The organism is Rhizobium sp. NPDC092011 (assembly GCF_044756305.1).
GTDB lineage: Bacteria > Pseudomonadota > Alphaproteobacteria > Rhizobiales > Rhizobiaceae > Rhizobium.
Genome location: NZ_JBIVSO010000006.1, coordinates 70488 through 84259 on the forward strand (window position 1 = coordinate 70488; position 13772 = coordinate 84259).

Genomic DNA, 13772 nt, shown 5'->3' on the forward strand with positions numbered 1-13772 from the left:
CTCGATTGTGCTTTCGGAGATCACACCCCCACCGCCGTGCGGCGACTATCCCCGTAAGAGGGGTGCTTAACAGGCGAGATCGGCGACGACGGAGTCGAGAACCAGCATTCCCGCTGGCGTGCAGCGCAGGCGGGAATTGCCGATGCGCTCTATGAAACCGTGTTCCAGTAAAAACGCCTCGCGCTGCGGATCGGGGTCGCGGCCCGAAAGTTGCTGCCAGCGGGCGAGATCGACCCCCTCGCGGAGCCGCAGCCCCATCAGCAGCAATTCGTCAGCCTGTTCGTCGAAGCCAAGCATTTCCTGGTCGAGCATGCCATGGCCGTCGCGCTCGACCATCTCGAGCCAGCTTTCCGGCTTGCGCTCTGTTGCGGTTGCCAGCTTCTGCGGGCCGTGGGTCAAGCGACCGTGGGCGCCTGGGCCAATACCGGCATAATCGCCGTAGCGCCAATAGGTGAGATTGTGCCGGCTCTCGGCGCCAGGACGCGCATGGTTGGAAACCTCGTAGGCCGGCATACCCTCGCGCTCGGTGATCTCCTGCGTTGCCTCATAGAGCAGTGCCGATTGATCGCCGTCGGGCACGATCAATTTACCCGCCTTGTGGAGGCCGTAGAAGGGCGTACCCTCCTCGATCGTCAGCTGATAGAGCGAGAGGTGATCGACCGCATAGGAGATTGCTTGCCTGAGCTCGCGCTCCCATTCCTCGACGGTCTGGTTGGGGCGGGCATAGATGAGGTCGAAGGACATGCGCGGGAAGATCTCGCGCGCCAGCTTGATCGCCTTCAGCGCATCCTCGACATTGTGCAGACGCCCGAGGAATTTCAGGTCGCGGTCGTTCAGCGCCTGCACGCCCATCGACACGCGGTTGACGCCAGCCGCACGATAGCCGCGGAAGCGCTCTGCCTCGACGCTCGAGGGATTGGCTTCCATGGTGATTTCGATGCCATCAGGCATATGCCAGGTCTTGGCAATGCCATCGAGGATCGCGCCGACGGTTTCCGGTTTCATCAGGGAGGGTGTGCCGCCGCCGAGGAAGACGCTGGTCACAGTCTTCGCGCCGCTAAGCATCCGCATCGTCGCCATCTCCTTCAGAAAGGCGGCAGCGAAGCGCTCTTGATCGACCGGCTGGTGGCGGACATGGCTATTGAAATCGCAATAGGGACACTTGGCCGCGCAAAATGGCCAATGCACATAGACGCCGAAACCGGGTTCACCGGTATCAGGTAGCAATTGCGCCCCGCGCATCAAGTCCTGCGTATCTACGATTTCCACGAAGTAAGCTTATGCCTCCAGGCATGTTTCGACAAAAAGTTTGAAAGCGCGGGCACGATGCGACAGCGCCTGCGGATCGCCCGGCTTCCAGCCATGCTTCTGTTCGGCGCTCATTTCGCCGAAAGTGGTCTGATAGCCCTCCGGCTGGAAAACCGGATCGTAGCCGAAGCCCTGCGAGCCGCGCGGCGGCCACACGACAGTGCCTTCGACTTCGCCCCGGAAAAGCTCGGTATGGCCATCAGGCCATGCAAGGCAAAGCACGCTGACGAAGCGGGCAGTCCGACTTTCCGCCGAGGTTGCTCCAGCCTTCTCAAGTGCGGTTTCGACCTTCTGCATCGCCATCGCGAAATCGCGGGTTCCGTCGGCCGTTTCAGCCCAATTGGCGGTGTAGACGCCGGGGTCGCCGCCCAGTGCGTCAATCACCAGCCCAGAATCGTCCGACAGGGCCGGCAGGCCGGAGGACTGGGCCGAGGCAAGCGCCTTGATGGTGGCGTTTTCCTCGAATGTCGTGCCGGTTTCGTCCGGCTCGATGAAGTTGAGCTCGGCAGCCGATTTGGCGGTAAAGCCGAAGGGGCCGATCAGATCCTGTATCTCGCGGATCTTGCCGGCGTTGTGGCTGGCGACAACGATGGTTTTGGTATCGAGCTTGCGCATGTCTTGTCCCGTCATAGGCCCCAGATGCGGGGTTCGGCGCATTCCAGGCTGTTGCCGGCCGGATCGCGGAAATAAATCGAACGGCCGCCATTCGGCCAGTGAAAATCGGCTTCGATGGCAATGCCGGCAGTTTTCAGTCTCTGCGCCATGGCCTCGATTTCGTCGCCGCCGACACGGAAACAGACATGGCCTGGTCCCTTCGTGCCATGCGGGGGTACGGGCAGGGCACCCGGTTCGTGCGGCTTTACGGTTTCCTCGCCATTGAAGATCAAAAGCACGCCCGGTCCGCAACGATAGAAGACGTGACGGTCGCCGCCGCGCGAGATTTTCTCCAGCCCCAGAATGCCGCCATAGAAGGCTTCGGCGGCATCGAGATCGTCGGCATACAGGGCTGTTTCCAGGATGCTTCCGATAGCCGCGTCCGTCATGGCGAGAGGTCCTTAGGCGATTGCCTGCTTCTGCAGTTCCACCAGTTCGGCAATGCCGTTCTTGGCAAGACCCATGAGCGTGGCGAATTCCTCTTCGCTGAAGGGTGCGCCTTCGGCCGTTCCCTGGATCTCCACGATGCCGCCCTTGCCCGTCATGACGAAGTTGGCGTCGGTTTCAGCCGAGGAATCCTCGAGATAATCGAGATCGATCACCGGCTGGTTCGCGAAGATGCCGCAGGATATGGCGGCGATGTGATCCTTCAACACGCGATCGACCTTGATCATGTTGCGGCTCTCCATCCACTTCAGGCAGTCGTAAAGCGCGATCCAGCCACCGGTGATGGAAGCCGTGCGCGTACCGCCGTCCGCCTGGATGACGTCGCAGTCGACGGTGATCTGCCGTTCGCCCAATTCCTTCAGGTCGACGACCGCGCGGAGCGACCGGCCGATAAGGCGCTGGATTTCCTGCGTGCGGCCGCCCTGCTTGCCGGTTGCAGCTTCACGCTTCATGCGCTCGCCGGTGGCGCGCGGCAGCATGCCGTATTCGGCGGTGACCCAACCCTTGCCGCTGTTGCGCAGCCATGGCGGCGTCTTGTCTTCCAGGCTGGCCGTGCAGAGCACATGCGTGTCGCCGAATTTCACCAGGCAGGAGCCTTCCGCATGCTTGGAAAAATTACGCTCGAACGACACCTTGCGCATCTGGTCGGTTTTTCTGCCTGAAGGTCTCATTCCACTCTCCTGAAAGTTCGTTGACCGCTTCTACGACCCACAGGCGGGTTTTGCAAAGGAAAAGCAGGTGGAAAAGCCTTGGTTCGGCAGGCGCCGCATTTTTCCCTTTTGCGATTGCTAACCGAATGATTATATTTTCGCTAAGGCTCAACGGAACGGATTTGGCAGCGAAATGGTATTCACGACATCGTCGGTTTCGGATGTCATTGCTGCGCTTGACGAACGCTCCAAGGAAATATTCCGCCGTATCGTCGAAGGCTACCTGGAGAATGGCGAGCCGCTCGGTTCGCGCAATCTCTCGAGGCTGCTGCCGATGTCGCTTTCGCCGGCATCCGTGCGCAATGTCATGAGCGACCTGGAAGAGCTGGGCCTGATCTATTCGCCCCATATCAGCGCCGGTCGCCTCCCCACCCAGATCGGCTTGCGCTTCTTCGTCGACGCCTTCATGCAGGTCGGCGATCTCTCCGCCGAGGACCGCGCCAGCATCGATCGCCAGGTGCGCGGCGGCAATCGCGATCAACCGATGGAATCGGTCATGACGGAAGCCAGCCGCATGCTCTCGGGCATCTCGCGCGGCGCCGGCCTTGTGATCACCTCCAAGAACGATCCCGTGTTGAAGCATGTCGAGTTCATTCGCCTGGAGGCGACCAAGGCGCTCGCCGTACTCGTCGGCGATCACGATCAGGTCGAAAACCGCATTATCGAACTGCCGGCTGGCGTCACCTCGTCGCAGCTTACGGAAGCCGCCAATTTCCTCAATGCCCATATGACGGGCCAGACCCTCCCGGAGTTGCGCCGCCAGCTGCAAAATCTGAAAGACAGCGTCCGACGCGAGCTGGACAGTCTCTCGCATGAGCTGGTCGAGCGCGGCATCGCCGTGCTGTCGGGCGATGATGACGAAAGCAAGCCGACGCAGCTCATCGTGCGAGGCCACGCCAATTTGCTGGCAGAAGTCGGCGGCGCCGAGGATCTGGATCGCCTGCGTCTGCTCTTCGACGACCTCGAAAAGAAGGACAGTCTCATCGAGATCCTCAACCTTGCCGAAAGCGGACCGGGCGTGCGCATCTTTATCGGCTCGGAAAACAAGCTTTTCTCGTTGTCCGGCTCCTCGCTCATCGTCGCGCCATATCGCGACGATGATGACCGGATCGTCGGTGCGGTCGGCGTCATTGGCCCGACACGGCTCAACTATGCCCGGATCGTGCCCATGGTCGATTATACCGCACAGCTGATTTCGAGGCTGTCACGGCCGGGCATGTAAAGTCAGGACATTGTCGCTCGCAACCGTCCGCGGTCCGCGCAAAGCCGAGATTTGCCCGATCTTCTCGACAAAGCCTTGATTTTTTCCGGCTAAACCTCGATATCGGGCACATCTAAAAGACAAAGCAATTCGGAGACCGTCATGACCGACGAAACAACGAAAACCGGACCTGACGCCACGGTGGCCGATACTTCAGCGGATTTCGCGCAGGACACTGTGGAAACCGTTGATGCGGTGGAACCGTCTCAGCCTGATCCGGTTGAGCTGCTGAAGGCCGAGAACGGCGAACTGCGTGATCGCTACCTTCGCCTCGCCGCCGAGATGGACAATCTACGCCGGCGCACCGAGCGCGAGGTGAAGGACGCAAAGTCCTACTCCGTGGCAAGCTTCGCCCGCGACATGCTGGCGGTGGCGGATAACCTGCGCCGCACGCTGGACGCCATTCCGGCTGAAGCGCGCGCTGGCGGCGATGCCGGCTTGACGACCTTGATCGAAGGCGTCGAGATGACCGAGCGTTCGATGCTCTCGGCCCTGGAGCGCCATGGCGTGCGCCAGCTTGAGCCGATCGGCCAGAAGTTCGATCCTAATTTCCATCAGGCGATGTTCGAAGTACCGAATCCGGAAGTGCCGAACAACACGGTCGTACAGGTCGTGCAGGCCGGCTTCGTCATCGGCGACCGCGTCCTGCGCCCGGCCATGGTCGGTGTCGCCAAGGGTGGTCCGAAGATCGTCGAGAATGCCGAGCAGGGCGGCAATAGCCCGCTCGATGAAAAAGACGCCTGATCCTTTGGGCGAAGCAATCACGGAGGGCGCAAGACGCCTGCCTTGCACCGCCGCCTAAAAGCACAAGTGCGGCTCGCAGCTTCCAGGAAGCGCAGTGCCGCCATGGGCATCAAAAAATAAGAGCCGGATGATTTCAGATCACCCGGCTCTTATTTTTGCCTTGGTCCGATGCGATCCAGCCGTTAAGCAGCGTTGGAGGCCTGTTCCTCGTTGAGGAAAGCATAGATCGCCGAAGCGGAATCGGTGGCGCGCAGCTTTGCGACCAGATCCTGGTCTCGCAAAACGCGGGCAATGCGGGAGAGTGCCTTGAGGTGGTCTGCACCTGCGCCTTCAGGCGCGAGCAGCAGGAAGACGAGATCGACGGGCTGGTCGTCCAGCGCTTCGAAATCGACCGGTGCTTCCAGGCGCGCGAAGATCCCTGCGATGGACTTGATGCTGGCAAGCTTGCCGTGCGGAATGGCGATGCCGTTGCCGACACCGGTAGATCCGAGGCGCTCGCGCTGCAGCACGACGTCGAATATCTCGCGCTCGGGCAGTCCGGTCAGTTTGGAGGCCTTGGCTGCCAGCTCCTGAAGCAGTTGTTTTTTGGAATTTGCCTTCAAGGCGGGGATGATCGCATCTTGGTGTAGCAAATCTGCCAATGCCATTCTCTTTATCCTTCGTGTCGCCGAGAACCGGTAAACGGGGGAGCGGCGGCCGGCTGACTTTACGCTCAGTCGCCGCTCATCTTCTATTCTCAGCCTTTGATATTGGCCGCGTCTATCCAGCCAATGTTACCGTCCTGTCGACGGTAGACGATGTTGAGGTGTTCCTTGCCGGGGCTGCGGAAGAGCAGCAACGGTTCGTCGGTCATGTCGAGCGCCATCACGGCGGTCGCGACCGACATTGTCATCAATTTCTTCGTGCTTTCGGCGACGATCGCCGGAGCGAAATCGGCGGGAACCTCATCGTCGTCATCCGGGACGCCGTCCATGACGGTGTAGGCAACTTCTGCCTGACCGTTCGAATGATTGCCGGCCTGGTGGTCCTTGAGTTTGCGCTTGTAGCGTCGCAGACGCTTTTCGATACGCTCGGACGCTGCGTCAAAGGCAAGCTGCGGGTCCATGGCTTCGCCGGCTGCATGCAATACGACACCGCTGTCGAGGTGAAGCTTGCAATCGGCCGCAAAGCGCGAGCTGGACTTGTGCACAGTTACCTGACCCGAATACCCCCCGTCGAAGTATTTCGTCACGGCCATACCGATCTGGTCCTCGATCCGCTGACGGAAGGAGTCACCAATTTCCATATGTTTACCGGAGACACGCACACTCATGGAGTTTCCCTTCTTGTAGTGGTTATTGCGCGTACCAGTTTACGCCAAGCCTCAAGCTCATCCAAGCACTTCACGCGGTCAAAGACAAATTGCGTATATCGGCCGCCTTCGGGATGATGGGGATAAGTTTCATGGTCATGCTGTCTTGCAGCGATTGCGGCGGGCTTCTAGCCCTGCCGCATTGGAAAGTCAACTGCATCTTAACGGACTGTTAGGAGATGGACAATCTACGATTGAACATCGTCAATCGTCAGAAACTGCCGACTTTTGCCAGCGCTCGCTTCTCTCGACGTCGCTGCACGGACGAGGGGATGTTCATGGCTTCGCGGTATTTTGCAACCGTGCGGCGAGCAAGCTCGATGCCGCCCTTTTTCAGCGTATCGACGATATCGTCGTCGGAAAGCACCGCATCGGGGCTCTCATTCGATATTAGCAGGCGGATCTTGTGGCGCACGGCTTCGGCGGAATGGCCATCGCCGCCCTCGACGGCGTTGATCGAAACCGTGAAGAAATATTTGAGCTCAAACAGCCCGCGCGGCGTCAACATGTATTTGTTCGAGGTTACGCGGCTGACGGTCGACTCATGCATCTTGATGGCATCCGCCACGGTCTTCAGATTGAGCGGGCGCAGATGATCGACGCCGTGGATCAGAAAGGCGTCCTGTTGCCGAACGATCTCGCTGGCGACCTTCATGATCGTTTTAGCGCGCTGGTCGAGGCTGCGGGTCAGCCAGTTGGCGTTCTGCAGGCATTCCGAGAGGAAGGCGTGATCTTGACTGGTCTTCGATACCGAGGCGAAATAGGACTGGCTGACCAATACGCGCGGCAGGGCATCGGGATTGAGCTCCACCAGCCAGCTGCCGTCCGCAGACGGGCGCACCACGATATCGGGCATAATGGACTCGGATATGCCGGTTTCGAAGCCGCTGCCGGGCTTCGGATTGAGCTGGCGGATTTCGGCCATCATGTCGAGAAGATCTTCCTCGTCGACGCCGCAGAGCCGCTTCAGCGTCGCGAAATCGCGCCGGGCAAGCAGCTCCAGATTCTCGATCAGCCGCTCCATGGCGGGATCGAAGCGATCCTTCTGCCGAAGCTGGATTGCCAGACACTCGCTGAGGGAACGGGCAAAAACGCCCGGAGGATCCAGCAGCTGCAAGACGCTCAGCACACGCTCCACCTCTCCGACGGTCGAGCCGAGGCGCTCGGCAGTTTCGTCGAGATCGGCGCGGAGATAGCCGCTCTCGTCCAGTTGGTCGACGAGATGCTGGGCGATCAACCGGTCGCCGATGGCGGGAAGCGTGAAAGGGATCTGTTGGTTTAGATGATCGCGCAGCGATATCTGACCGGCAACGAAGTCGTCCAGATCGTAGCTTTCGCCTGCCTCGCCGCCGGGCATGGATTTCCATTGGCTCAAAAGCTCAGGCGCATCCGCGCGCTGCGGACTTGCATCGTCGGAAAAGACGTTGCCGAAATTGCTGTCGAGCTCGTTGCTCAGCCTGTCGGCATGGCCGGTATTGTCGCTCTCGTACCAGTCGCTGGCGAGGTTGTCCGTGCTGGCGCCGAAGTCGTCATTGCCCGTTTCGCCCGCCGTCTCGAAGTGGTCGTCCTTTGCCTCGCGCTCGCCATGGCCGCCCAAATCCTCGTCATTTGACGCAAATTCCAGCAGCGGATTTTTTTCGACTTCCTGTGCGATGAATTGGGTCAGCTCAACGTGAGTCATCTGCAGCAACTGGATGGATTGCATCAGTTGCGGTGTCATCACCAGGCTTTGGCTTTGGCGCAGGAAAAGATTGGCCGATAATGCCATGGCGGACGCAGGACTCCCTTGAATTCCTAGGGCGCCGTGCTTCCTTATGGAAGCACAAAGGCCGCTCTATCTCTTTACTCTGCACATCAGGCTTTCCGAAAATCGTGTCAGATTTTCGGGCCGATGCTGTAGGGAATTCGCGGTCTTCGTCTCCAAGATCTTTGCGAAATTCCAACTGGCCCAAAAATTGCTTTTTTATAAGTTTTGGTCAAGCGGAACTATGCAGCCGAAAATAGATTTCGGCACCATGGCGGATCTCGGTAATATTAGCGGGCGAACCGGTCTAATATCGGCCAATCAAAGGCTGAAATTGTCGCCGAGATAGAGTTTGCGAACTTCAGGGTTGCTGACGATATCGTTGGCCCTGCCATGGGTCAGCACTTCGCCCGCATGGATGATGTAGGCGCGGTCGATCAGGCCAAGCGTTTCGCGAACGTTGTGGTCGGTGATCAGCACCCCGATGCCGCGTGCCGTCAGATGATGAACAAGGTTCTGGATGTCGGCGACCGAAATCGGATCGACGCCGGCGAATGGTTCGTCGAGCAGCATGAAGGTCGGATCGGTCGCGAGCGCACGGGCGATTTCAAGACGTCGCCGTTCGCCGCCCGAGAGGGCGATTGCCGGCACCGTGCGCAGATTGCGAATATGGAATTCTTCCAGCAGCTCGTCGATCTTGCGCTCGCGCTTCGTCTTGTCCTTCTCGTGAACTTCAAGCACGGCGCGGATGTTCTCCTCCACCGTCAGTCCGCGAAAGATCGACGCTTCCTGCGGCAGATAGCCGACGCCGAGACGCGCGCGCCGATACATCGGCATCGAGGTGACGTTGTTGCCGTCGATCTCGATCGTACCTTCATCCACCGGCACCAGCCCGGTTATCATATAGAAGCAGGTGGTCTTGCCCGCACCGTTCGGTCCGAGTAGGCCAACCGCCTCGCCGCGCCGCACCACCAGCGAAACGCCGTTGACGACGCGCCGTGTGCGGTAGGTCTTGGTGAGGCCGCGCGCGATCAGGGTGCCCTGATAGCGTGCTTTATCCGCGGCCGGCGTGCCGGATGTCGCAGAAGACGGTCCGGGCATGCCGGGTAGGGTGGAGGTTGTGGATGTGGTCACGAGGGCGCCAGTATCAGTTTTTCTTTTGTTGCTGCTGCACTTGCTGCGACTTCGGATCGAGCTGGATCTGGACACGGCCCCCACAGGAATCCAGCTGAGCTTCGCCTGTCGCCATGTGCACGGTGAGCTGGCAACCGGTGAAGACGTTCGGTCCGTCCGTCAGCACAACCTTCTTGCCTTTGAGAATGGCAAGCTGGTTGGTCATGTCGAAGGAGCCGTCTTCGGCGGTTGCCGTCTGCGTTCCGGAAACGAGGTAGACTTTATCGGTGACCAGAATGTGGTCGATGTTCGCATTGCCCGACACCAGGGATTCATTCTGCTCCTTGGCGGCCTTGGCGACCGGATTGTCAGGCTGCTTGTTGGCGTCGGTAGGCTGCTTCTTCTTGTAGAAGACAGTCATCTTGCCGGACTGCATCGTCGTGGTGCCCTGAACGACCTTGACGTTGCCGGTGAAGACGGCCTGGCTTTCCTGATCGTGGATCTCCAGCTTGTCGCTTTCGATCTGGATCGGCTGGTCCTTGGAAAGGGCAAGGCCCGGCATCGTGCTTGTCGTTGTCTGTGCTCCTGCTTCGGCTGCGGCGAAGAACGTAAGCGCGCCGAAGGCACAGAGAAGGCTGGCCTTGCGAAAGCTGGAATGGAAAATTGAATTTTGCCAATGATTTATCATGAACCGCCCGGCTTCTGTTCGCTAGATGAATTGTGGAGAGCGGACGGTTCGATATGCATTTGAACCTGTCCGTCGAATAGGATTACGCTTCCCTTATCCGTCATCTTGAGCGAACGCGCAACAACCGACATGCCGTCTCTGGAGATAGCAACTTGATCCTGGCTGGACAGGTCGCCTTTCTTGACATCCAGGAACGCGGTCTTGAACTCGGCGCGCAAGCCGTTGTCCATCACGATGGTGAAAGGTTCGGTCAGTTTCAGCGTGTCGGCCTGGCGGTCGAAGTCCGCACTTTGAGCGGTCACATGGGCGATCACATCGGTATTGACAGGCATCGAAGCCTTGATGGTCTTCAGCGTGATCATATTCGGGTTCTTGATATCCTGCAGCGCCTTTTCCGCCAGCATGGAATAATTGATGCCATCCTTGTTGCGGCCGGCGATGGCGGGACGTTCCATGACCACCTTGCCATCCTCGATCTTGGCGCCCTCGATCTGGATCTCTGCGGGCAGATAGGCGCGGATGACGGATACGGCAACGAAGATGAGCGTGACGATCACGGCGGCCAACGGCAATAATACCCTGAGCCTTCTCACGCGCGAGGAGTGGAAGGTCGCGTCTCTATATGCGTTGCGCTCCGGCAATGAGCGAATGGCCTCGCCGGGGGTCTCGATCGTATTGAGCATGCAACAAGGTCCGTCTTTATCTGATCCGGAGAACCGCATTCACGCCATTCGAGGCTGTGTCAAAAGCCCATCGGATCGTTTCGCATTATTGCGCTGGCTTGCCAATATGGATTTTTTTCAGCAACCCGGGAAATTTGGCAGGAAAATATGCCATAAATCGGTTTCATCCGACGGGGCGATACCCTATCTGATGAACCAACAGAGCGACGTCCCTTCGGCGACATCGAAGACGGGGACAGCTTTTGTCTAAGGATTGTGCCGGTTTCAAGGTGTTATGGTCCTGTTGGTATCGCATTCAGTTTGTTTCAGGGAGAAATAAGGCGTGATGGACAGTTCTGCAATCGCGGATCGGCGACAATTACGCCGCAAGCTGGGTTTCTGGCGCATTATTGCAGTTTTGCTGCTCGTGGGGCTTGGTTTTGCGCTCTATCGGTTCTTTGCGAGCGACCTGCCGGATACGCGCGGGCCGCAAATCGCCCGCGTTACGATTTCCGGGCTCATCCAGGACGACCCCGAACTTCTCGAGCGGCTGAAGAAGATCCGCGACAACGACCAGGTTAAGGCGCTGATCGTTTCCATCTCGTCGACCGGCGGCACGACGTATGGCGGCGAGCGCATCTTCAAGGCGATCCGCGCCGTCGCGGCCAACAAGCCTGTCGTTTCCGACATCCGTACGGTCGCCGCTTCGGCCGGTTACATGATCGCAGCCGCCGGCGATGATATTGTCGCGGGGGATACGTCGATCACCGGATCGATCGGCGTCATCTTTCAGTACCCGCAGGTGAAGGATCTGCTCGACAAGGTCGGCGTTTCCCTCGACGAGATCAAGTCGGCACCGCTCAAGGCCGAACCGTCGCCCTTCCATCCGGCCAGCGAAGACGCCAAGAACATGATCCGCAACATGGTCATGGACAGCTATGGCTGGTTTGTCGACCTCGTCGCGGATCGCCGCAAACTGCCGCGCGAACAGGTGCTTAAGCTCGCCGATGGCAGCATATTTACGGGCCGGCAGGCGCTTCAAGACAAGTTGATCGACACCCTCGGCGGCGAAGACGAAATCCGCACATACCTCGAAACGCGCAAGGTCAAGAAGGACCTGCCGATCGTCGATTGGAAGCCCGAGGACAGGAGCTCATCCTTCTTTTGGCCGGCTGCTGCTTCCCGGTTGCTAAACATGCTCGGTTATGATCCTTTTATAAAAGGAGACGCTCTCCAGAAGATCATGACAGAAAAGTTGTTTCTTGACGGCCTGCTTTCTGTTTGGCAGGGTGCAGCCGATTAATAAATCAATGATTTAAAGGGGGTAGCCGTGATCAAATCGGAATTGGTGCAGATTGTTGCCGCCCGCAACCCGCATCTCTATCACCGCGACGTCGAAAATATCGTCAACGCTGTCCTCGATGAGATCACCGATGCGCTCGCAGCCGGAAACCGGGTCGAACTTCGCGGCTTCGGTGCCTTCTCCGTCAAGAACCGGCCTTCGCGATCTGGCCGCAACCCTCGTACGGGCGACACGGTGTTTGTCGAGGAAAAATGGGTCCCCTTCTTCAAAACCGGCAAGGAGCTGCGCGAGCGGCTGAATCCAGGCGCCGGCGATGAGGAAGAAGACGACAATTGATCGGTCGGCGCGGCCCAAATTTTCCAGCCATGCCCCTTCGGACATGCCCATGCCCTTCGACACGATTGTGCCGCGACGCAGTGGCACTTGAATTCATCAGCCTCTTTTCTATTCTGCGGCTGAGGACGGCACGTTTGCAGGCGCAAGCGTGCTCGCGAATATAAGGAGCTGCGCAATGGCCAAGAAGATCGTCAATCTGCTGATATTGCTGCCGCTCGGCATCGTTCTGATCATATTCTGCGTTGCCAACCGGCAATCAGTGACACTCGCGCTCAATCCTTTCAAGCCGGACGATCAGGTGCTGTCGCTGAACGCGCCGCTGTTCGTATTGGTGTTCGTGGCGCTGATCCTCGGCATGGTCGTCGGAGCGGCTGTGACCTGGTTCAACCAGGGAAAGCATCGCAAGCGTGCCCGCAATCAGACGCAGGAAGCCGTGCGCTGGCAGGCGGAGGCCGACAAGCACCGAACCCGCGCCGAACAGATCGCCGGCCAGCTCCCGTCAAAGTGAGCTGAATTCGGCGAGCCGCATCTCTTTGTAATCGCCCTCCGGCGAAGCGCCGTTGCCGATGATCTCGAAGCCGAGCGTCTGATAAAAGGATATCGCGCGCGCATTTCTGACCAGACATTTCAGCCTGTAGCGACGTGTCGGCCAATCGGGCAGGGCAGCAAGCAGCGCCTTGCCTGCGCCGTGCCCCTGAAAGGCCGGCAGAATATACAGCATGTGAATGAAGTCGTCCGGCTCCCAGACTGCCGCAAATCCCGCGATAACGCCGTGCTCATCTTCGCAGACGAGCAGGCGCTCTCCATTGCTGTGAACGGCGAAATCCTCAAGGGTGAAGTGGTCGGGATCGACCCAGAAGAACGTTTCGCGCCGAACGCCGAGATAAATCTCCGCAAGGCGCTGCATATCCTCTTCGCGTGCTGGCCGGATGGACCAGATGTCAGATTTCGATGTCATGATTCTCAATATGGACGCGAAACGCCGTTGCGGCAATCAGGCGTTGGCCTGGCCGTTTATCGCGGCGGTGAAATCGGCAAAAAACTGCTGTGCGAGCTTTTTCGCGCTGGAATCGACCAGCCGCGAACCGAGCTGCGCGATCTTGCCGCCCACCTGCGCCTTGGCTTCATATTGCAGGATCGTTTCGTCGCCATCCTCCCTCAGCACGACATCTGCGCCGCCCTTGGCAAAGCCGGCAATGCCGCCCTTTCCCTCGCCCGATATCGTGTAGCTTTCCGGCGCGTTGATGTTGGAAAGCTTGACCTCACCGTTGAAGGACGCGGATACCGGGCCGATCTTGAGCTTGACGGTTGCGGTCAATTCCGTCGGAGAAACCCTCTCCAGGCTTTGACAGCCGGGAATGCATTGCTTGAGGATCTCGGGATCGTTCAATGCCGCCCACACGGCGTCCCTGGGTGCTGCGATCCGCTCTTCGCCGGTCATATCCATGCGC

Annotated in this window: 16 protein-coding genes and 3 pseudogenes; 7 read left to right on the forward strand and 12 right to left on the reverse strand. The window is 59.0% G+C overall.

All coding sequences use genetic code 11. The features are described from left to right. Positions 1–66 precede the first annotated feature (66 nt). Genes hemW through rph form a run of 4 tightly spaced genes read right to left on the reverse strand, consistent with a single transcriptional unit; the run spans position 67 to position 3080 of the window. A complete protein-coding gene (gene hemW, locus ACIQJ2_RS23115) occupies positions 67–1242 on the reverse strand; it encodes a radical SAM family heme chaperone HemW (RefSeq protein WP_400673437.1) in 1176 nt (391 codons plus the stop codon). Between the two features lie 36 nt (positions 1243–1278). Beyond that, positions 1279–1923, reverse strand: coding sequence for an RdgB/HAM1 family non-canonical purine NTP pyrophosphatase (gene rdgB, locus ACIQJ2_RS23120; RefSeq protein ID WP_400673297.1), 645 nt, complete (start codon positions 1921–1923; stop codon positions 1279–1281). 11 nt (positions 1924–1934) lie between these two features. Further along, positions 1935–2351, reverse strand: coding sequence for a VOC family protein (locus ACIQJ2_RS23125; RefSeq protein WP_400673294.1), 417 nt, complete (start codon positions 2349–2351; stop codon positions 1935–1937). Positions 2352–2363: 12 nt separating this feature from the next. After that, positions 2364–3080: a ribonuclease PH gene (rph, locus tag ACIQJ2_RS23130; RefSeq protein WP_199144581.1), complete on the reverse strand. Its 717-nt coding sequence runs from the start codon at positions 3078–3080 to the stop codon at positions 2364–2366. Positions 3081–3252: 172 nt separating this feature from the next. On the opposite strand from rph, the gene hrcA reads away from it, so the two are divergent. Next, entirely contained in the window at positions 3253–4341 is a 1089-nt protein-coding gene (gene hrcA, locus ACIQJ2_RS23135) for a heat-inducible transcriptional repressor HrcA (RefSeq protein WP_199144582.1), read from the forward strand. 141 nt (positions 4342–4482) lie between these two features. Then, positions 4483–5124, forward strand: a complete 642-nt coding sequence (gene grpE / locus ACIQJ2_RS23140; protein WP_400673290.1) for a nucleotide exchange factor GrpE — start codon at positions 4483–4485, stop codon at positions 5122–5124. A 182-nt stretch (positions 5125–5306) separates the two neighbouring features. On the opposite strand, the gene ptsN is transcribed toward grpE, so the two are convergent. From ptsN to lptB, 4 genes and pseudogenes are all read right to left on the reverse strand, one after another. After that, positions 5307–5771, reverse strand: coding sequence for a PTS IIA-like nitrogen regulatory protein PtsN (ptsN, locus tag ACIQJ2_RS23145; RefSeq protein ID WP_184706447.1), 465 nt, complete (start codon positions 5769–5771; stop codon positions 5307–5309). Between the two features lie 89 nt (positions 5772–5860). Continuing rightward, positions 5861–6436, reverse strand: a complete 576-nt coding sequence (gene hpf / locus ACIQJ2_RS23150) for a ribosome hibernation-promoting factor, HPF/YfiA family (RefSeq protein WP_199144586.1) — start codon at positions 6434–6436, stop codon at positions 5861–5863. Positions 6437–6686: 250 nt separating this feature from the next. After that, positions 6687–8243: an RNA polymerase factor sigma-54 gene (gene rpoN, locus ACIQJ2_RS23155; protein ID WP_199144588.1), complete on the reverse strand. Its 1557-nt coding sequence runs from the start codon at positions 8241–8243 to the stop codon at positions 6687–6689. 297 nt (positions 8244–8540) lie between these two features. After that, positions 8541–9284: pseudogene (gene lptB / locus ACIQJ2_RS23160) on the reverse strand (LPS export ABC transporter ATP-binding protein); the annotation flags it as partial. A gap of 78 nt (positions 9285–9362) precedes the next feature. Here lptB and ACIQJ2_RS23165 point away from each other — a divergent pair. After that, positions 9363–9479, forward strand: a pseudogene (locus ACIQJ2_RS23165) (hypothetical protein); the annotation flags it as partial. On the opposite strand, the pseudogene ACIQJ2_RS23170 reads toward ACIQJ2_RS23165, so the two are convergent. Together ACIQJ2_RS23170 and lptC are read right to left on the reverse strand one after the other, a co-directional pair. Beyond that, positions 9469–10020, reverse strand: a pseudogene (locus tag ACIQJ2_RS23170) (LptA/OstA family protein); the annotation flags it as partial. The pseudogenes ACIQJ2_RS23165 and ACIQJ2_RS23170 sit on opposite strands and share 11 nt — an antisense overlap. Further along, positions 10017–10670, reverse strand: a complete 654-nt coding sequence (gene lptC, locus ACIQJ2_RS23175) for an LPS export ABC transporter periplasmic protein LptC (RefSeq protein WP_400673432.1) — start codon at positions 10668–10670, stop codon at positions 10017–10019. The pseudogene ACIQJ2_RS23170 and the gene lptC, both read right to left, overlap by 4 nt. Here lptC and ACIQJ2_RS23180 point away from each other — a divergent pair. The 4 genes from ACIQJ2_RS23180 (at position 10561) to ACIQJ2_RS23195 (ending at position 12829) form a co-directional block, all read left to right on the forward strand. After that, complete coding sequence (locus tag ACIQJ2_RS23180) at positions 10561–10953, forward strand: hypothetical protein (RefSeq protein WP_246761725.1); 393 nt, start codon at positions 10561–10563, stop codon at positions 10951–10953. The genes lptC and ACIQJ2_RS23180 overlap by 110 nt on opposite strands. Positions 10954–11028: 75 nt before the next feature. Beyond that, positions 11029–11985 (forward strand): signal peptide peptidase SppA, encoded by a 957-nt coding sequence (gene sppA / locus ACIQJ2_RS23185; RefSeq protein ID WP_400673429.1) that lies wholly within the window; start codon positions 11029–11031, stop codon positions 11983–11985. A gap of 27 nt (positions 11986–12012) precedes the next feature. Further along, positions 12013–12321: an integration host factor subunit beta gene (locus ACIQJ2_RS23190; protein WP_092843188.1), complete on the forward strand. Its 309-nt coding sequence runs from the start codon at positions 12013–12015 to the stop codon at positions 12319–12321. 175 nt (positions 12322–12496) lie between these two features. Continuing rightward, positions 12497–12829, forward strand: coding sequence for a LapA family protein (locus tag ACIQJ2_RS23195; protein ID WP_400673286.1), 333 nt, complete (start codon positions 12497–12499; stop codon positions 12827–12829). On the opposite strand, the gene ACIQJ2_RS23200 is transcribed toward ACIQJ2_RS23195, so the two are convergent. Both ACIQJ2_RS23200 and ACIQJ2_RS23205 read right to left on the reverse strand, forming a co-directional pair. After that, on the reverse strand, positions 12821–13279 hold the full coding sequence (locus tag ACIQJ2_RS23200) for a GNAT family N-acetyltransferase (RefSeq protein WP_400673284.1): 459 nt from the start codon (positions 13277–13279) through the stop codon (positions 12821–12823). The two genes, ACIQJ2_RS23195 and ACIQJ2_RS23200, sit on opposite strands and share 9 nt — an antisense overlap. A 36-nt stretch (positions 13280–13315) precedes the next feature. Next, positions 13316–13768 (reverse strand): carbon monoxide dehydrogenase subunit G, encoded by a 453-nt coding sequence (locus tag ACIQJ2_RS23205; protein ID WP_400673281.1) that lies wholly within the window; start codon positions 13766–13768, stop codon positions 13316–13318. Positions 13769–13772: the final 4 nt, after the last annotated feature.